Below are 17,502 nucleotides of genomic sequence, written 5' to 3'. Positions count from 1 at the left end.
GATCGAAACTGGGGCGGTATACCCCAATAGCCGCCCCCGGGCAACCGCGGGGCCGGGCGGAAAGCGCGGGAGTCAGCAGCCTTCCAGCAGGGCGCGCGCGTCGTGGCTGGAGCGCACCAGCGGGCCGCAGTACATGTGCGCGATGCCCAGGCTCCGGCCCAGCTCGGCCACTTCGGCGAACTCGTCGGGGTGCACGTAGCGCACCACGGGCAGGTTGCGCCGCGAGGGCCGCAGGTACTGCCCCACGGTGACCATGTCGCAGCCCACGCGGGCCAGGTCGGCCAGCACACGCTCGAGCTGCTCGCGGGTTTCGCCCAGGCCGAGCATGAGCCCGCTCTTGGTCTTCGCCCTTCCGGCGTGGGCCTTGGCCCTGGCAAGCAGCTCCAGGCTGCGGGAGTAGACCGCCCCGGCGCGCACCGTGGCGTAGAGCTCGGGCACGGTCTCCAAATTGTGGTTGAGCACTTCGGGGGCGGCCTCCAGCACGGCGTGCAGCGCGGCTTCGTCCCCCTGGAAGTCCGGGATGAGCACCTCGATGCTGGCTTCGGGCAATTCATTGCGTACGGCGCGGATGGTGGCGGCGAAGATCGCGGCCCCGCCGTCGGGCAGGTCGTCGCGGGTCACGGAGGTGACCACCACGTGCTTGAGCGAGAGCTTGGCTGCGGCCTGGGCCACGCGCCCGGGTTCATCCGGGTCAGCCGGGGCCGGGAGGCCCGGGGTGATGTTGCAGAAGGCGCAGCCGCGCGTGCAGACCCCGCCCAGAATCAGGAAGGTGGCCACGCCCTTGCCGAAGCACTCGAAGATGTTGGGGCAGCGGGCCTGCCTGCACACGGTATGCAGCTCCTGCCCGGCCACCACGGAGGCGGTCTGGGCGAAGGACCCGTCGCGCGGGAGGCTGACCTTGAGCCACTCGGGCAGGCGCGGCTGCCGCGCGGGGCTAGCCTCTGGCGAGGCGCAGGAAGGCTTGGACGAGCTCATGCTTGACGCTCCCGATGTCGGCCCGCTCGGCGGGCAGGCCCGCGCGTTCGAGCTCCAGGGCGGCGGAGGTCATCTCCACGCCGGGCAGGCCGCAGGCGGTTACTACATTGAAGAGGGAAATATCCGGCCCCACGTTCAGGGCCAGCCCGTGGTAGCTGACCCAGCGGCGCACGCCCACGCCCACGCTGGCGATCTTGCGCGGCCCGGTCCACACGCCGGGGCGGCCCTCGCTGCGCCCGGCGGAAATCCCCATGTCGGCCAGCACGTCGATGGCCGCCTGCTCCAGGTCCGCGAAGAAGCGTTTGAGCCCGCCAGGGCGGCCCGAGAGGCGCATGACGGGATAGATCACGGCCTGGCCCGGGAAGTGGCAGGTCACGCTGCCGCCCCGGCTGGCCTTGGCCACCTCCACGCCACGGGCGCGCAGCTGTTCGGGGGTCTCCAGCAGGAAGGCCTCGCCCCCGTGGCGGCCGAAGGTGACCACGGGCTTGTGCTCCAGCACGAAGATGCGCTCCTCGCCCCCGGCGAGCACCTCCTCCACGGCGGGCTCCTGCAGGGCCAGGGCCTCGCTGAAGCCTATGGTTCCCAGATCGACGACCCGCATCACTTGCCCCGGGGGCCTTTGGAGCCCTTGGGGCCACCAGGGCCAGCCCGTCTTGCACCAGCTTTGGCCGGACCGGATTTGGCCGGGCCACCTTTACCATAGCCCGCGTTGGCGGGGCCGGTCTTGGCGGGGCCGGATTTCCCCGGCGCGGGCCGCCCCGATCTGGGCGGGCGTCCGGGAACGCCTGCGCCGTGAGGCTTGCGATCACCCGTCTGGCCCTTGGGCTGCTGATCCGCTGCTTCGCGGGCAAGGCCGCCGGGCGCTTCAGGAGGCTGCTGCCCCTTGGCCTCACCGGGCGCGGCCGCGTCCAGCGGGCAGACCCAGGCCCCGGTCTTGGGGTCGCGCATGGGGGATTCGGGCAACTCGGCCTCCACCAGCGCGCCGGAGAGCAGACCGCGCGGGGGCTGGACGAAGGTCATCAGCCGGATGCCGTCCTCGGCGCAGGCGTAGATCCCCTGCCCGCCGGGCAGGGCGAAACGGTGGGACACCACCCGGGAGTTCGCATCCTTATACTCGGGCTGATCCCCGGACATGAGCAGGAAGGCCAGGCTGACCCTGTCCTTCTCCAGGTCGGCATAATCGGAGAGCCGCGCCAGCCAGGCCGGGATGCCCTCGGCCGGAAACGTGAAATGGCACCAGGAGCGCCAGCGCGGGGCCAGCATGGGGCAGGGCGCGTCGTGGGTGCAGGGTGCCTGGGGGTAGAGGCCCTCCTCCATGAGCGCCTCGCGCAGGCGGGCGAGCAGCCCGCCGCCCAGGCGGGTGCCCGGCTCCACCAGGAGCAGCCGCCCGTCCGCCGCCAGGCGTCCGGTCAGGGCCTCGGCCACGCGGTCCAGGGCGTCGCGGCCCTCCTCGCCCCGGCCACCGGCCAGCTCGTTCAGGGCGTTGAGCGCCGCGACCAGCTGGAAAGGCCCCTGGGGGGCCTTGTGCAGCGGCCCCTGCACCAGCTCGATGCTCCAGGCCTGCCCGGCCTCCCCGGCCAGCGCCTCGAACAGGGCCTTGCCGGCGCGCATGACGCTGCCGGTCTGGTCCAGGCAGACGAAGCGCAGCCTGCGCGTGCGCAGCTGCGGCCTGGCGATCCACAGGGCCTGCGCCAGGGTCAGCGGCCCGCAGCCCAGGTCCAGCACGGAGGAGCCCTCCGGCAGGTCCAGGGCCAGGCCGTGCAGCAGGCGCGACACCCGGTAGATGTTCCAGGGCAGGAAATAATAGAGGTAGGCCGAGAGGTTGGCCGGATTGGAAAGATAGTTGGCCTGCGGGCCGGGGCCGCGCTCCGCCGTGAGCGCCAGGGAGAGGCGCTTGACGTCCGCCGGGAGGCCCGCGCCGTGCTTGGTCTTGAGGGGGTGCGCCGTGTGCAGCACGCGGCGGTAGTCCTCCAGGGCGGCGGCCAGCTCGGGCGGGGCCTGGATGAAGAGGGGCCGCGCGCTGCGCAATCTGCCCTGTGTGTCAGCCTGCATGGGTGAACCTCATGGAACCGATGAAAGAATCCTGAAAACCGGGCCGGGCGGCCACGTCCACCAGCCGGGACCTGCGGGGCAGCTCCGCCAGCCAGGCCCGCACGTCCTCGCGGTCGGCGGCCAGGCAGGCCCCCTCCAGCGAGGTGTTGCCCACGGCCCTGACCTTGAGCGCGCCGCCAGGAGGCAGGAAGCCCAGGGCCTCCAGATCCCGCGGGGCGACATGCTCGCCGAGGGCTCCGGCCAGCAGCACGGACTTCAGGGCCGCGAAGCCGAGCCCGGCTTCCTTGAGAAGATAGCGCACCGCGACATTGAAAGCGGCCTTGACCTTGAGCAGCGCCTCCACGTCGGAGGCGTACAGGCTCGCTCCGCCCACATCCAGTTTCGGCTCGCCGCCCTCTTCCGCCAGACCGGCGAGAAAGCGCGCGGCCAGGGGCGAGGCGGTTTGGCGGTCGAAGCGGCCCTCCGGGGTCAGCGCGCCAGCGGCCAGCAGCCGGGCGGCCAGGCTCACGTAGCCCGTGCCGGAGACGCCGCGCGCCGCGCCGCCGCCCAGCACCTCGGGCGCGAGCCCGGCGGGCGTGGCCGAAAAGCGCACCGCCGCGTGCGGCCCGGCCAGCATTCCCTGGGCCATGCCCACGCCTTCCAGCGCGGGGCCCATAGGGACGCTGGCCAGCAGCACCTCGCCGCCGGGAAGCTCCAGGGCGAACTCGCCGTTGGTGCCCAGGTCGGCCAACAGATACGGGGGCTCCGGCCTGGCGTCCCCCAGAGCCGGGGAAAAGGCCAGCGCGGCCATCCCGGCGCTCACGTCGCCGCCCACGAAGGGCGCGAGGAGCGGCGGGATGTAGACCCGGGGCAGGCGCGCGTCAAGCTCGGCGTACTCCCCTCCCGGCCAATCCACCCTATAGGGCGCGGCCGCCAGGCCCGAGGCGTCCAGGCCCAGGGCCAGCATGGTCATGCAGGTGTTGCCCGCCAGGCAGATGCGCTTCGGCGTGCAGGGCAACCCGCGGACGATCTTTATTATGGATGCGGCGACCGCCTCGCGGAGGCGCTCTGCCCCGCCCGGCAGCGAGGCCAGCGAGAGCCTGGCCATCACTTCGGAACCGGCCCCGAGCTGCGGGTTGGGGAACTGCCCGCCCAAAACGCCGCCGGGGCCGTCGAAGCGCCAGTGCACCGAGGTGGTTCCCAGGTCCACGCCCAGCACGCCGTCGCAGGCGCTCGGCAGCTCGAAGCCATCCGCCGGGTTGGGCTCTTCCAGCGCAACCTCGACCACGCTGCCGGGCACGGGCGGGCGGAGACAGGCCAGCCGCCAACCCTCAAGGAGTCGCTCGCCGGGCAGGCGGCGGGTTTCCTCCGGCAGGGGCTCTGGCGCGCCCTCGGCGAAGCGCACCCGGCACAGCCCGCAGCGGCCAGCGCCGGAGCAAAGGGGCTTGCCCCTGTAAGCCCCGGCCGCGAAGAGCGCCTGGGCCAGGCTGAAACCGGGCTGGATGTCCCGGGTCACATGCTTCAGGCCTGTTCCGGGCAGGATGGCGAAGGTTTTCATGGGGCTCGAGAATGCTTGCGGCGGGGTCCGAGCGCAAGCGTTTTTCGGTTGGGTCAAATTCTGAGCTTATATCACCTTTTCGGCCGCTCGCAATGGGTGTTTGTATGTGATTAGCGGCACTTGTCCTAAATATGTTAAAAATCGACGAAAACCCTGGACATTTTTTTTGGCCGCGACTAAAAAACAAACCAAGGATTCGCTCAAAAGCGGGGTCATGGGCTCATCAGGTGTTGCGCAGCCCTACCCGCCAGGCGCCCCACCTCCCGAGCATGTGTTCCCCTGGGCGCCAAATTAAGCATCTAACGCATCAAAGCCGAAGCCATCAGAGCCACTCCGGGTTCCGCCCGGTTCTCGAACACTGTTAGCAACGGCCAGAAAAAAGAGGAGACGAGGAAAGAGATGCCCCGCACCACACCCCTTGCCCCCTGGATGAGCGTACGCACCTTGCTTGTGTTCGCCATCCTGCTCACCACCACCGCCTGCGGATCGAAACAGTACTCCACCAAACAAGTCCTCGCCGACGAAACGAACTCCACCGAATCCATCGCCGCCAGCTTCGAACCAGCCTCTCCCTTCCTGCGCATGGGCGGCAACCAGTTCTGCACCCTCCCGGTGCCCAGCGTCGTCGCGGGGACCAAGAACCCGTTCGATCTCGTGAGCATGAGCGGCTCCACCACCAACCAGCGCCTGCTGGCCCTGGCCTTCAGCCAGATCGGCACGCTCTACCGCCCCGGCGGCACCGAGCCCTCCACCGGGTTCGACTGCTCCGGCTTCACCACCTGGGTGTACAGCAAACTCGGGGTGAACCTGCCCCGCAGCTCCCGCGAGCAGTTCCAGGAAGGAAAAGTGATCGCCAAGAGCCAGCTGCGCAAAGGCGACCTGGTCTTCTTCGGCAACAAACACCGCATCACCCACGTCGGCATCTACCTCGAAGACAACAAGTTCATCCACAGCTCCAGCTCCGGAGACACCGTCAAGATTTCCAGCCTGGACGAACCCACCTGGGAGCGCAAATACACCGGCGCCCGACGGGTATTCTAGGCACTTGGGCGGCACTGCCGCCCGGCTGGCCGGCACTCGGGGGCGAAAGCGCAGGCTTTCGCCCCTTTTCATTTGGCCCGGATTCGTCTATACTTATTTGAAATCCAGTTGCCGTGAGGGTTCGGCGCATGGCCAGCCCCAAAAAAATAAAGCCGAAAAACACCATCAAGACAGCGCTCACCTTCCTGGCCGGGCTCGCCCTGCCTGTCTCCCTCGTGGTGGGCTGGCACGTTGCCTACGGCCAGCAGGACGCCACGGACAAGCCGCGCCAGACCTCCACCGGGAGCGCGCAGCGCGTGCCCCAGCCCTATCAGCCCGGCAGCCCCCTGCCGCCATTGCCGCACGCGTCATCGCAGCAGCAGGCCCGCCCCGCGCCCCAGGCCCCGGCGAAGCAACCGGTGAACACCGCATCCCTGGAGCAGGCCCCGGCCGTTCCCGCCGGCGACGAACTGGACGACATGCGTAAGATTTTCTCCAGCACCGTGCAGCAGCCCAACATGGAGCGCATGGACCGCTACATCAAGGGCTGGAAGAACGCCCCCAAGGTGCAGCAGGCCCTGGAGGACCGCCGCAACAGGCTGGCCCGCTTGGACAAGCGCTTCCTCGACTTCGTGCGGGAGGATGTGGCCGCCCAGATGAAGCAGCGCGACCTCGCATTCGAACGGTCGCAATATTTCGTATACGCCGACCGCAACCCCAAGACCCAGTTCGTCCTGGTTGGTTTCTACGACGCGGACGCCAGGCGCGTCGAATTTCTCGGGGCGGACCTCATGTCCTCCGGGAACCTGGAAAAGGGCGGGGACTACTACGTCACCCCCACGGGCGTGTTCGAGAACCTTGTGGACAACTTCGGCTACAGGGCGCTGGGCACCCCCAACCAGGAGGGCTGGCGCGGCCTGGGCGCCAAGGACAGCCGCGTCTGGGACTTCGGCGACCAGAAGAGCGTGAAGAAATACAAGGGCGGTAACACAGTGAGCCAAATGCGCCTGCTGATGCACTCCACCGACCCGGACAAGGGCGAGCCCAGGCTCGGCCGCACTGACTCCAAGGGCTGCGTGCGCATCTCCCACACGCTCAACCACTTCCTGGACACCTACGCCATCCTGGACCTCAACTACGAGCATTGGGCCAAGACCAAGCCCGAATCCTGGCTGCTCAAGAAGGACCGCCGCCCCGTCTCCTATCCAGGCAAATACCTGATCATCGGGGATTCGACCTCCTATTTCACGGCCCAGGCCAATCCCTAGGGAGCCCGGCCCGCCATGACAGATCCGATGCTGGCTCAGAAGCCCCCTCCCGGACGCGTGCTCTGCATCGACGACGACTCCTCCATCCGCGAGAGCATCGAAGCCTACCTCTCCGATGTGGGCTACCTCGTGGAGACCGCCACCGATGGCGCCAAAGGCCTCCAGGCCCTTGAACACGGCCCGTTCGACGCCGTCCTGCTCGACCTCTCCATGCCCGGAGTCAGCGGCCTCGAAGTGCTGGACCTGACCACGCGGTCCCACCCCTCCCTGCCCGTGGTCGTCATCTCGGGCACCGGCAACATCCACGACGTCATCGCCGCCCTGCGCCTGGGCGCGTGGGACTTCCTCACCAAGCCCATCGAGGATCTGGATCTGCTGCACTACGTGCTGCGCCGCTGCATGGAGCGCTCCCGCCTGCTCCAGGAGAACGAGCGCTACCGCCTGCGCCTGGAATCACTGGTGGAGGCGCGCACACTGGCCCTCTCCGAGGAGGTGCGCGAGCGCCGCCTGGCCGAGGAGGCCCTTCTCAAGTCGCTGCACGAGAAGGAGGTGCTCCTCAAGGAGGTGCACCACCGGGTCAAGAACAACCTCCAGGTGGTCTCCAGCCTGCTCTCCCTCCAGGCCCTGCGCCACGACGACCCCCGGCTCAACGAATGCCTTCTGGACAGCCAGACCAGGGTCCGGGCCATGGCCCTGGTCCACGAGAAGCTCTACAATTCCGACGACCTGAGCCGGGTGGACCTGGCCAGCTACCTGGAGCGCCTGGCCCTGTTCCTGTTGCAGACCTACAGCCGCACCGGCCTGACCATCACGCCGGACATCGCCTGCGACCCGGTATCCCTGCCTGTGGACACGGCCATCCCCTGCGGGCTCATCCTCAACGAGCTGATCTCCAACTGCCTCAAGCACGCCTTCAACGGCCGCGAGCAGGGCGTCATCACCCTGCGCCTGACCCGCGACGGGGAGACGATCCACCTGCGGGTCGAGGACGACGGCAATGGCCTGCCCCAGGGCTTCGAGCTCTCGCGGGTGGACACCCTGGGCCTGCAGCTCGTGTTCAACCTGACCCAGCAGCTCAAGGCCGACCTCCAGGTGGATGAACTCGGCCCGGGCACCTCCTTCCGGCTGAACTTCCGCCACCCCGAGCCCGCCGAGGCCTGAGCCCTCCTTCCAGAAAGCTTTGACATCCTCCTTGTTTGCGTGCACAGCCCAGAGCTGGGAGGCTCCATGCCCAGCATCGCAAACGACCCCGCCCGCCATGTGACCATCGACCGGCGGCCCGGACAGTACCTCTGTTTCCCCGACGTATGCCTCACGGACGCGGGCACCCTGGTCTGTGTCTACCGCCAGGGGGACCAGCACGTGGCCACCCGTTTCGACCTGCTCAACTGCACCAGCCACGACCTGGGCCGAACCTGGACCAAGCCCCGCTTCCTGGTGCCCGGGGTGGGCCACTGCCCGCGCATGACCAGGCTGCCGGGCGGCAAGCTGATGATAATCGACGACCAGTCCCAGAGCACTTTCGTGAGCATGGACGACGGGGCCATCTTTTTGCGCCAGTCCTGCGCGGGGAGCTACATCCCCATACCGGACCGAGTGCTGCCCCTGCGCCCGGACCTCTTCCTGACCACCGGACACACCCACCAGGGCGAGTCGGCCCCCCCGAAGATCCGCCAGGCCCCCTCCATGCAGATGGTCTACGCCTCGCGTAACCAGGGCGGGGCGTGGCAGCCGTACTCCGTCATGGTCTTCGACCCCAACCTCGTGCTCTGCGAGGCCTCCATGATCCGCCTGGAGGACGGCAGGCTCCTGGCCATCCTGCGCGAGAACTCCTTCGTGCACGAGCCCATGTACATCTGCCTGAGCGACGACGAGGGCGTCTCCTGGACGCCGCCCCGGCCCACGCCGCTCATCGGGCACCGGCCCTGCATCGGGCTCACGCCCTCCGGGCGGCTGCTGGTCACCTACCGCAACGTGGCCCCGGACGGCGGCACAGCGGCCTGGATGGGCACCCTGGACGAGTTGGACACGGATTACGCCGTGCACGGCCTGCACCCGGACCCGGCCAACCCGCGCCTGACCCCGCAGGGCCTGCTGGTGGAGAACGAGGCCGGGCGCGAGGCCTGCCTGCGCTACTGCCTGCGGCCCCTGACCGACCCGGAGCGCGCCCGGGCCACGCTCTCGGCGGAAGTTCTGGTGGAGTCGGCGCAGCAGAACGCCTGCGCCCTCTATTTCTGCGGCTGGTGGCGGCTCACGCCGGAAGCCCTGCTGCCCCCGGCCGAGGGCGCCGCGCCCATCGCCCTGGAGCGCGGCAAGCCCGTGCGCCTGACCCTGCGCCACACCCCGGGCGAGGTCCGGGCGGAGGTCAACGGCGAGCACGCCGGAACCTACCCCGTGGATTCGCGCCGCGCCGAGGCCAGGCCAATCCTTGCCGGCAACGCCAACACCCGCGAACACAACGGGGGGCGGCATTTCTGGCGCAGCCTGTCCCTGAGCGTCACGGAACCGCGTTACGAGCGGGATTACAGCTGGAGTTGGGAGCACACCCAGGGCCACCCCGACGCCTGGGCCCGGGCCAGGGTGCTGGAGATGGCCAACGACCGCGAGGCCAACTTCGGCGACTACGGCTATTCGGGCTGGGCCGCGCTGCCCGACGGGCGCTATTTCTGCGCCTACCACCACGCGGCCAGCGCCGAGCCCGGGTATGAGCCGGGCCGCAGCTGCCACATCCGCGGGACATGGCTGGAGGACTCCGATTTCACCCCCCAACCGCCGAGAGAGGGACCATGAGCAGTGAAGCACCCGCCAAACGCAAGACCCTGGGCCAGATCGAGGTCATGCGCGCCCTGGCCGTGACAGGCATCTTCCTTTACCACCTCTGGTCCGACGTGCCCAAGGCGGGCACCGAGAACCCCTTCGGCCCCTGGTTCGGGGCGCTGCTGAGCCAGGGCTGGATGGGCGTGATCCTGTTCAACATCGTCACGGGCTTCGTGCTCACCCTGCCCTTCGCGGGCCCGGCCGCGCGGCCCATGCCCTCCTACTTCCAGTTCATGCGCCACCGTCTGCTGCGCATCTGCCCCAACTACTACATCGGGCTGGTGTTCTGGACGCTGGTGGCCGTCATCGCGGGCAAGGGCGGCGCCGCCCTGCTGAGCTCCTTCGTGCAGCACGCCCTGTTCGTGCACACGCTGAACCCGGCGGTGTTCTTCGACATCGTGCCCGCCTACTGGTGGATGGGCCTGCTGGCGCAGTTCTACCTGGCCTACCCGCTTCTCTGGAAGCTCTTCACGAAATTCGGCCCCAGGAAGGCGGCCCTGCTGCTCTGCGGCGGCTGCTGGGGCCTGTGGGCCGTGCTGGAGGTGCTGGCCAAGCTGATGCCCGGCTCCACCTTCGCCATGTGCAACTACCTGTTCTACTTCAACCTGCCCTACCGCCTGGGCGAGTTCGCCCTGGGCATGTACCTCTGCGCCCTCTGGCGCGACCCCGTGGCCAACCCCGTGCTTTCGCAGGGCCTGAGCGTGGGCGAGGCCTTCAAGTGCAAGCGCCGCCTGGCCGTGGCCGGCTTTGCGCTGCTGGTGGGCTGGGGCTGCCTGGTGGGCATCCCCGGGCCGGTGCTGCTGGTGACGCACCTCTACTGGCTGGCGGTGGTGTTCTGCGGCGGGGCGGCGATCTTCTTCATGGACAGCATGGACAGGCTGGGCGTGTGGAAGCCGGTGAGCGTCTACGCGGGGCTCTCCTACAGCATCTACCTGATGCACCAGCCCATCCTGGCCTACGCCTCGGAGTGGGTGCGGCCGCAGATGGAGCCCTTCTCGGCGTTCATTTTCCTGACGGGCGTGTGCGGGCTGGCCTCCGTGCTGGTGGCCATGGTCACGGACAAGGCCGTGGCCCGCATCAACGAAAAGATCGGCTAAAACATCGCCCCTGGAGACCATGGTCTCCAGGGGCGAATTTCGTTCTGTCATGCGGGGATGCGTTGCCCCCGAATCAGCGGCTTCGCTCTATGCTGCTTGGGCGGCCTTGAGCGCCGCCTGCGAGGCCGCCGCGTCCATGGCGGCCAGGAACTCGCCGGCGTCGCGCACGCGCAGGGACGCCGCAGGGCGCGTGGCCTCGAACACCTGCGCCTCCAGGGCCAGGGGGTCCTGCAGGTCGGGCTCGATGCCCAGGTGCGGCAGCAGCAGGGCGTAGCCCTTGAGGGCGTGGCGGCGAAGGATGGTGAGCATGTCCCCCCGGCGGGTGCGGGACGGGTCCTCCCCGGGGGCGCAGGCCCTCCCGAAGACCACGAGCTGGCGGCAGGACAGGAAGCGCATGGGGTACACCGAGCAGATCCCCTCGTGCAGGAAGGGGCAGCCCTGCCCCCCGCCCTCGGCCAGCCTGGCCAGCACGGCCTTGCTGCCGGGCGGGTTGGCCCCTGTCAGGTGCCAGACGGCTCCGGCCAGCTCCAGGTCCGTGGCGCGGTGCACGGGGCTTTCGCAGCAGGCGCTGCAACGCTTCCTGCATGCGGGCTCGCAGCCGCGCAGCAGCGACTCCTGGCGCAGGCTCAGGCGCACCCCTGCCTCCAGCATGGCCTGGGCCTTGATGAGGCTGCCCATCCAGGAAAACGTCAAGGCCTTGGCGGTTGTTCCGCAACCCATTGTGATTCCTCCTGTTCCCGTTCAAGAAAACGGGCTCGCGACGGAGTTCAAGCAATCTTCGTTCCAGATTGAGGCGCGGAGGAGAGGCCAACCCGCCGAAAGCGCGACATTTTTGAAACACTCCGTCAATGAGGAAAACCCGCCTCAAAGGCTCCAGGTAGGGGCCTGAAACCGGAGGAACGAAATTTGGGCGCTTCAGGCCGTAGCGGCCCAACAGGCAGCCCGTAAGCCCTTCGGAGCCCTTCCGGAGCGGCATTTCACCCCCGCAGACCCCTCCCGAGACCCTCCGCACCCACTTTTTGTTACGATAAAAGCCACGATTCTCATTTTGTCACCTTTACATCGCCCATGGTTTATTTTACATTATTGAAAATGAAGCGGGAAGGCATGCCGCCGAAAACCGGAAAAGCCCAAGGAACAGGAAGGATTCCACTTCCCGCGGGCACCGAAGCAGACGCCCAGCCTGCCGCCGGAGTTTCAGGAAGCTTTGCGCCCGCAGGCCGCACACGGCTCACAGAGCCGCGCCGGCCGAGCGGGCAGACCGTCCCGGCCCATGCTGGCCTGCCCGGTCACCCAACCGTGTCAATCGCCTTTTAAAAATGGAGAGCACCCTATGAGTGGAATCCAGGCACGTTTGAACGCCATCTCGGCGATCATCAACTACAAACCGGCTCATGATCCTCTCAACTTCCATGAGACCAAGCCCACCGACATTTTCGGTTCCAACGTCTTCAACGACAAGGTGATGAAGGAGCGCCTGCCCAAGGCCGTCTACAAGTCCCTGAAGAAGACCATCACCTACGGCGAGAAGCTGGACGCCTCCGTGGCCGACATCGTGGCCAGCGCCATGAAGGATTGGGCCATCGAGAAGGGCGCCACCCACTTCACCCACGTTTTCTACCCGCTGACCGGCCTCACCGCCGAGAAGCACGACGCCTTCCTGGTGCCCGAGGGCGACGGCGGCGCCATGGCCGAGTTCTCCGGCAAGATGCTCATCCAGGGCGAGCCCGACGCCTCCAGCTTCCCCTCCGGCGGCCTGCGCGCCACCTTCGAAGCCCGCGGCTACACCGCCTGGGACGTGACCAGCCCCGCCTACATCCTGGAGAACCCCAACGGCACCTTCCTGTGCATCCCCACCGCGTTCGTCTCCTGGACCGGCGAGGCCCTGGACAAGAAGACCCCGCTGCTGCGCTCGCTGCAGGCCCTGGACAAGCAGGCCCGCCGCGTGCTGAAGCTCTTCGGCGTCAACAGCAAGCTGCCCGTCGGCTCCTACGCCGGCCCCGAGCAGGAATACTTCCTGATCGACCGCAACTTCGTGTTCTCCCGCCCCGACCTGCTCATCGCCGGCCGCTCCCTGTTCGGCGCTCCGTCCGCCAAGGGCCAGGAGTTCGAGGACCAGTACTTCGGCGTGATCCCCCGCCGCGTGCTCTCCTTCATGATGGAAGTCGAGCGCGAGCTCTTCAAGCTGGGCGTTCCGGTCAAGACCCGCCACAACGAAGTGGCCCCCAGCCAGTTCGAAATCGCCCCCATCTACGAATCCGGCAACCTGGCCACCGACCACAACCAGCTGGTCATGACCACCCTGCGCACCGTGGCCAAACGCTACGGCATGATCTGCCTGCTGCACGAGAAGCCCTTCGCGGGCATCAACGGCTCCGGCAAGCACCTCAACTACTCCCTGGGCAACGCCGAGCTGGGCAGCCTCTTCGATCCGGGCGACACCCCGCACTCCAACGCCCAGTTCCTGGTGTTCTGCGCCGCCGCCATCCGCGCCCTGCACAAGCACGGCGCCCTGCTGCGCGCCACCGTGGCTTCCGCCTCCAACGACCATCGCCTGGGCGCCAACGAGGCCCCGCCGGCCATCATGAGCGCCTACCTTGGCGAGCAGCTGACCGACGTGTTCGAGCAGATCAAGAAGGGCGAAGTGAAGGGCTCCAAGTCCAAGGGCGTCATGCACATCGGCGTGGACACCCTGCCCCCGCTGCCCATGGATCCGGGCGACCGCAACCGCACCAGCCCCTTCGCCTTCACCGGCAACCGCTTCGAGTTCCGCGCCGTGGGCTCCTCCCACTCCATCGCCGGCGCCCAGGTGGCCCTGAACACCATCATGGCCGAGTCCCTGGACTACATCGCCACTGAGCTCGAGAAGCTGGGCAAGGTCAACAAGACCCAGTTCAACGAGGGCGTCCAGAAGCTGCTGCAGAAGATCATGGTCGAGAACGACGCCGTCATCTTCAACGGCAACGGCTACTCCGACGAATGGCACAAGGAAGCGGCCAAGCGCGGCCTGCCCAACCTGAAGACCACCCCCGACGCCCTGCCGGTGCTCACCTCCAAGGAGACCATCGCCCTCTTCACCAAGTACGGCGTGCTCACCGAGGCGGAGCTGAAGTCCCGCCAGGAGATCTACCTCGAGCAGTACGTGAAGACCATCCTGACCGAAGCCAACCTGGTCATCCGCATGGCGCGCACCGTGATCCTCCCGGCCGCCATCCGCTACCAGGGGCAGCTGGCCGAAACCTGCGCCAGCCTCAAGGCCATCGGCCACGACTTCAAGATGGCCTCTCTGGACGACGTGACCGCCAAGCTGCGCGGCATGCAGGCCGAGATCGACAAGCTGGAGAAGCTGGTGGCCCACGAGGGCGGCGACACCCTGGCCCACGCCAAGTTCATGTGCGACAAGGTGATGCCCGCCATGCTGGCCGTGCGCGGCTACGCCGACTCCCTGGAAGCCGTGGTGGCCGACGACCTGTGGCCCCTGCCCTCCTACCAGGAGATGCTGTTCATCCGCTAAGGCCCGCGCCTGGCGGTCCGCAGCGACCGGACGAGACAAGGCCGCTCCCGCAAGGGGGCGGCCTTTTTGTTTTTTGGTACTAGCTTCTACGAAGAAGCAATCAGTGAAGATGAGGTTCCCGTCTAGCCACCAAAAATCCCAGGTAGGCCTTAGACAAGGGACTCATGAGGACATAGACCACTGGTGAAGGAAGCCACGAGGCAGACGCTACGACATTGCTTAGGGATTATCGATGCACCGGATAGATGCACTCGCATTCGCTCGTAGGCGCTCTCATCCTCTTGGAGAGGACAGGTGGTAGTAGTTGAGGAGGGACTGCCGCTATACTAGCGATTGAAGTTCGCTGATAGCATCGCGTATCTCTCTATCCGTTGGTTGCGAGATATCGCGTTTCAAGTAGATGAGCAGAGGGCAGACAAGAGATAGTCCGTCAAAATACATTATGATTCGCAAACCGCCCCGTTTTCCGATTTTATATGCCTTGAGACCGAGGCGATCCTTCCATAGCATCCTATGACGCTGGATTTGTTCACCCTTGGGAGCATCGGTTTCTAAACAAGAGAGATACTCTATTAACTCAGGCTTGAAAGCCGGATATTTGGAAAGAAGTTCCTTCGCCTGGCGTTCAAAGGAAGGTGCTAGTTTGACAGCAAAAGTCATTGAAACAGAGAAGACTGCCGCCAATCTTTGAGATGACCCGCTGCGGCCTTGGCCGCATTTTCCAGGTCGTCAAGCGCTTTGCGCTGAAGTGGGCTAGCGAGCATTTGAATGTCTTCGGCCAAATCTTCCCAAGCGTCAGCAGCTTTGAATGCCTTCGATTTGACGAACCCAAAATACCAGGGCAACGCCCCGTAAATACGCCTTAACTTGGCGGCGTTCTCAGCCGAAACACTTGCATTGCTTAACAGAAACCCAGGGTTCTCAGGTAAGTTGCATGAGGCCAAGCACTCTCTCAACTCTAAAGCAATTTCGAGACTATCATTGGCCAAGGCAACAATTTCCGCCCCGAAGGCGATAGATTTCCTCAGCCCCAATCTCTCCAGCCTTCTTCCAAGAGATCGTGGCTCATGGACTATTTCATCAAAAGTGATCGTGCTCATGGCTATCTCCAACATCTAAAATAGTAGCCTGAACAAGTTTCGTCAATACACTCCCCCCCGCAGCAGCCTGAGCATGGCTTCCGGGTCCGTGACGGCGGGCTGACAGACCCCGCTCACGCAAACGTAGGCCGTGGGTTTGCCGTCCTTGGGCGTCATCATGGCGGTGTACGGGGCCAACTCCCCGAGCCCGTGCTCCGGCCGCTCCAGCACGAGAGTGTCCGGCAGGTGAGCCGAGCGCAGGGCTTTCCGGAAGGGGTCCAAGCTCTCGGGCGTGGGGCCGGTGAGCACAACGTCGGCGCTGCGGCCCAGGGCCGAATCCAGGGCGCAGAGCAGCATGGTGTAGCCCGAGACGTAGACGCGCAGGGAAGGCCCGGCCGCCCGGACGGTGCGGGCGGCCTGTTCGGCCAGCTCGTGCCTGCCGCACAGGCGGGAGAGCCGCGTGAGCACCAGCATGGCCGCCGAGTTGCCCGAGGGCAGGGCCGCGTCCACGAAATCCTTGTGGCGCACCAGCAGCTCCTCGGCGTCGGAGGCGGTGAGGAAGAAGCCGCCGTTCTCCTTGTCCTCGAAATCGCGGACCATGATCCCGGCCAGTTCCAGAGCGGCCTCCAGCCAGACCGGGTCGCCCGTGGCCTGGTGCAGTTCGGTCAGCCCCCAGATCAGGAAGGCGTAGTCGTCCAGGGTGGCGGCGATGGCGGCGTCGCCGTCGCGGTAGCGGTGCAGCAGCCTGCCCTCGGGGGTGCGCAGCCGGGCCAGGATGAAGTCCGCCGCGCGGGAGGCGGCCTCCAGCGCCCCGCCGTCCCCCAGGATGCGCCCGGCCTGGGCCAGGGCGGCGATCATCAGGCCGTTCCAGTCCGTGAGCACCTTGTCGTCCTTGTGGGGGTGCACGCGCTGCTCCCGCTGGGCGAACAGGATCTCGCGGATGGCCTCCAGGCGGCGCTCCTCCTCGGGGCCGGGCCACTCGCTCAGGTGCGGGATGTTGTGCCCGGTGAGCTCGCCCGTGGCCTCCTCGGCGAAGTTGCCCTCGGGGCGCAGGTTCATCAGCCGGATGAACAGGGCCGCATCCTCCGGGGACAGCAGCTCCCGGATCTCGACCACGCTCCAGACGTAGAACTTGCCCTCCTCGCCTTCGCTGTCGGCGTCCTCGGCGCTGTAGAAGGCCCCTTCGGGGCTGGTCATGTCGCTCAACACGTAGCGGATAACCTCCCGGGCGGTGCGCTCCATGAGCGGCTCGCCCGAGGCCTGGTACGCCTCGGCGCAGGCCATGAGCATCATGGCCTGGTCGTAGAGCATCTTCTCGAAGTGGGGCAGCAGCCAGTGGGCGTCGGTGGAGTAGCGGTGGAAGCCCAGGCCCACCTGGTCGAACACGCCGCCCAGGCGCATGGCCTCCACGGTGCGCAGCACCATGCCCAGGGCGGCCCGGTCGGCCTTGCGGGCGTGGCGGCGCAGCAGCAGGAGCAGCTGATGGGGCGCTGGGAACTTGGGGGCATCGCCGAAGCCGCCGTTCTTCTGGTCGAAGCGCTGGGCCAGCTGGTCGAAGGCGGCGTCCAGCAGCGTGGAGTCCGGTTCCGCCAGCGCGCCCTGCCCCTCGGGCTTCTCCTCGCCCAGGCGCAGCAGGGCCTGGTGCACGTTGCCCGCTGCCCGCTCCACCTCCTCCGGCCGGTTGTTCCAGACGTTGGCCAGGGCGGGCAGAAGCTCCATCATGCCCATGCGCCCGAAGCGCGAGACCTTGGGGATGAACGTGGCCGCGAAGAAGGGCCGCCCCTGATGGTCCACGAACACGGAGAGCGGCCACCCCCCCGCGCCGGTCATCATCTGGCAGGCTTTCATGTACACGGCGTCCAGGTCGGGACGCTCCTCGCGGTCGATCTTGACTGGCACGGCCACGCTGTTGAGCAAGGCCGCCACGTCTTCGTCCTCGAAGCTCTCTCGCTCCATCACGTGGCACCAGTGGCAGGTGGAGTAGCCGATGGAGAGAAACAGCGGCTTGTTCTCCGCCCTGGCCCTGGCGAAGGCCGCCTGCCCCCAGGGCTGCCAGTCCACGGGGTTGTGGGCGTGCTGGAGCAGGTAGGGGCTTTTTTCGTTGATGAGCGCGTTGGCGGGGCGGGACATGGAGCCTCCTTGC

Annotated in this window: 13 protein-coding genes; 6 read left to right on the top strand and 7 right to left on the bottom strand. The window is 67.1% G+C overall.

Annotated features, from left to right (window positions below):
* Positions 1 to 72: 72 nt before the first annotated feature.
* Genes lipA through MLE27_RS03835 form a run of 4 tightly spaced genes read right to left on the bottom strand, consistent with a single transcriptional unit; the run spans position 73 to position 4,564 of the window.
* Positions 73 to 975 (bottom strand): lipoyl synthase, encoded by a 903-nt coding sequence (gene lipA / locus MLE27_RS03850; protein ID WP_243310567.1) that lies wholly within the window; start codon positions 973 to 975, stop codon positions 73 to 75.
* Entirely contained in the window at positions 935 to 1,576 is a 642-nt protein-coding gene (lipB, locus tag MLE27_RS03845; protein ID WP_243310566.1) for a lipoyl(octanoyl) transferase LipB, read from the bottom strand. Before lipB ends, lipA begins: the two co-directional genes overlap by 41 nt.
* Complete coding sequence (locus MLE27_RS03840) at positions 1,576 to 3,027, bottom strand: small ribosomal subunit Rsm22 family protein (protein WP_243310565.1); 1,452 nt, start codon at positions 3,025 to 3,027, stop codon at positions 1,576 to 1,578. Before MLE27_RS03840 ends, lipB begins: the two co-directional genes overlap by 1 nt.
* Complete coding sequence (locus tag MLE27_RS03835; protein WP_243310564.1) at positions 3,017 to 4,564, bottom strand: ASKHA domain-containing protein; 1,548 nt, start codon at positions 4,562 to 4,564, stop codon at positions 3,017 to 3,019. Before MLE27_RS03835 ends, MLE27_RS03840 begins: the two co-directional genes overlap by 11 nt.
* A 399-nt stretch (positions 4,565 to 4,963) precedes the next feature.
* Between MLE27_RS03835 and MLE27_RS03830 the strand changes: the two genes are divergently transcribed.
* From MLE27_RS03830 to MLE27_RS03810, 5 genes are all read left to right on the top strand, one after another.
* Positions 4,964 to 5,605 (top strand): C40 family peptidase, encoded by a 642-nt coding sequence (locus MLE27_RS03830; protein ID WP_243310563.1) that lies wholly within the window; start codon positions 4,964 to 4,966, stop codon positions 5,603 to 5,605.
* Between the two features lie 128 nt (positions 5,606 to 5,733).
* Entirely contained in the window at positions 5,734 to 6,852 is a 1,119-nt protein-coding gene (locus MLE27_RS03825) for a single stranded DNA-binding domain-containing protein (RefSeq protein WP_243310562.1), read from the top strand.
* Positions 6,853 to 6,867: 15 nt separating this feature from the next.
* Positions 6,868 to 8,013: a sensor histidine kinase gene (locus MLE27_RS03820; RefSeq protein ID WP_243310561.1), complete on the top strand. Its 1,146-nt coding sequence runs from the start codon at positions 6,868 to 6,870 to the stop codon at positions 8,011 to 8,013.
* A 66-nt stretch (positions 8,014 to 8,079) separates the two neighbouring features.
* Positions 8,080 to 9,642, top strand: coding sequence for a sialidase family protein (locus MLE27_RS03815; RefSeq protein ID WP_243310560.1), 1,563 nt, complete (start codon positions 8,080 to 8,082; stop codon positions 9,640 to 9,642).
* The gene (locus MLE27_RS03810; protein WP_243310559.1) at positions 9,639 to 10,766 is read left to right on the top strand and encodes an acyltransferase family protein; all 1,128 of its coding nucleotides are present in this window, start codon (positions 9,639 to 9,641) and stop codon (positions 10,764 to 10,766) included. The genes MLE27_RS03815 and MLE27_RS03810 overlap by 4 nt, the downstream gene beginning before the upstream one ends.
* A gap of 87 nt (positions 10,767 to 10,853) precedes the next feature.
* On the opposite strand, the gene MLE27_RS03805 is transcribed toward MLE27_RS03810, so the two are convergent.
* Positions 10,854 to 11,486 carry a YkgJ family cysteine cluster protein gene (locus tag MLE27_RS03805; RefSeq protein WP_243310558.1) on the bottom strand — a complete coding sequence of 211 codons (633 nt, stop codon included), beginning with the start codon at positions 11,484 to 11,486 and terminating at the stop codon, positions 10,854 to 10,856.
* Positions 11,487 to 12,099: 613 nt separating this feature from the next.
* Here MLE27_RS03805 and MLE27_RS03800 point away from each other — a divergent pair.
* Positions 12,100 to 14,280, top strand: a complete 2,181-nt coding sequence (locus MLE27_RS03800; RefSeq protein ID WP_243310557.1) for a glutamine synthetase III family protein — start codon at positions 12,100 to 12,102, stop codon at positions 14,278 to 14,280.
* A gap of 656 nt (positions 14,281 to 14,936) precedes the next feature.
* On the opposite strand, the gene MLE27_RS03795 is transcribed toward MLE27_RS03800, so the two are convergent.
* Positions 14,937 to 15,380 (bottom strand): hypothetical protein, encoded by a 444-nt coding sequence (locus MLE27_RS03795; RefSeq protein ID WP_243310556.1) that lies wholly within the window; start codon positions 15,378 to 15,380, stop codon positions 14,937 to 14,939.
* 42 nt (positions 15,381 to 15,422) lie between these two features.
* Positions 15,423 to 17,489, bottom strand: a complete 2,067-nt coding sequence (locus MLE27_RS03790) for a thioredoxin domain-containing protein (RefSeq protein ID WP_243310555.1) — start codon at positions 17,487 to 17,489, stop codon at positions 15,423 to 15,425.
* Positions 17,490 to 17,502: the final 13 nt, after the last annotated feature.

The sequence above is a fragment of the Fundidesulfovibrio agrisoli genome (assembly GCF_022808715.1).
Classification (GTDB): Bacteria; Desulfobacterota; Desulfovibrionia; order Desulfovibrionales; family Desulfovibrionaceae; genus Fundidesulfovibrio; species Fundidesulfovibrio agrisoli.
The sequence above is the reverse complement of the archived record's forward strand: the minus strand, read 5'-3'. Positions and strand labels throughout refer to the sequence as shown.

What these genes read in the sequence shown, in the direction of transcription:
- lipA (WP_243310567.1), bottom strand. Translation starts at nt 975, where the DNA reads ATGAGCTCGTCCAAGCCTTCCTGCGCCTCGCCAGAGGCTAGCCCCGCG.
- lipB (WP_243310566.1), bottom strand. Translation starts at nt 1,576, where the DNA reads ATGCGGGTCGTCGATCTGGGAACCATAGGCTTCAGCGAGGCCCTGGCC.
- MLE27_RS03840 (WP_243310565.1), bottom strand. Translation starts at nt 3,027, where the DNA reads ATGCAGGCTGACACACAGGGCAGATTGCGCAGCGCGCGGCCCCTCTTC.
- MLE27_RS03835 (WP_243310564.1), bottom strand. Translation starts at nt 4,564, where the DNA reads ATGAAAACCTTCGCCATCCTGCCCGGAACAGGCCTGAAGCATGTGACC.
- MLE27_RS03830 (WP_243310563.1), top strand. Translation starts at nt 4,964, where the DNA reads ATGCCCCGCACCACACCCCTTGCCCCCTGGATGAGCGTACGCACCTTG.
- MLE27_RS03825 (WP_243310562.1), top strand. Translation starts at nt 5,734, where the DNA reads ATGGCCAGCCCCAAAAAAATAAAGCCGAAAAACACCATCAAGACAGCG.
- MLE27_RS03820 (WP_243310561.1), top strand. Translation starts at nt 6,868, where the DNA reads ATGACAGATCCGATGCTGGCTCAGAAGCCCCCTCCCGGACGCGTGCTC.
- MLE27_RS03815 (WP_243310560.1), top strand. Translation starts at nt 8,080, where the DNA reads ATGCCCAGCATCGCAAACGACCCCGCCCGCCATGTGACCATCGACCGG.
- MLE27_RS03810 (WP_243310559.1), top strand. Translation starts at nt 9,639, where the DNA reads ATGAGCAGTGAAGCACCCGCCAAACGCAAGACCCTGGGCCAGATCGAG.
- MLE27_RS03805 (WP_243310558.1), bottom strand. Translation starts at nt 11,486, where the DNA reads ATGGGTTGCGGAACAACCGCCAAGGCCTTGACGTTTTCCTGGATGGGC.
- MLE27_RS03800 (WP_243310557.1), top strand. Translation starts at nt 12,100, where the DNA reads ATGAGTGGAATCCAGGCACGTTTGAACGCCATCTCGGCGATCATCAAC.
- MLE27_RS03795 (WP_243310556.1), bottom strand. Translation starts at nt 15,380, where the DNA reads ATGAGCACGATCACTTTTGATGAAATAGTCCATGAGCCACGATCTCTT.
- MLE27_RS03790 (WP_243310555.1), bottom strand. Translation starts at nt 17,489, where the DNA reads ATGTCCCGCCCCGCCAACGCGCTCATCAACGAAAAAAGCCCCTACCTG.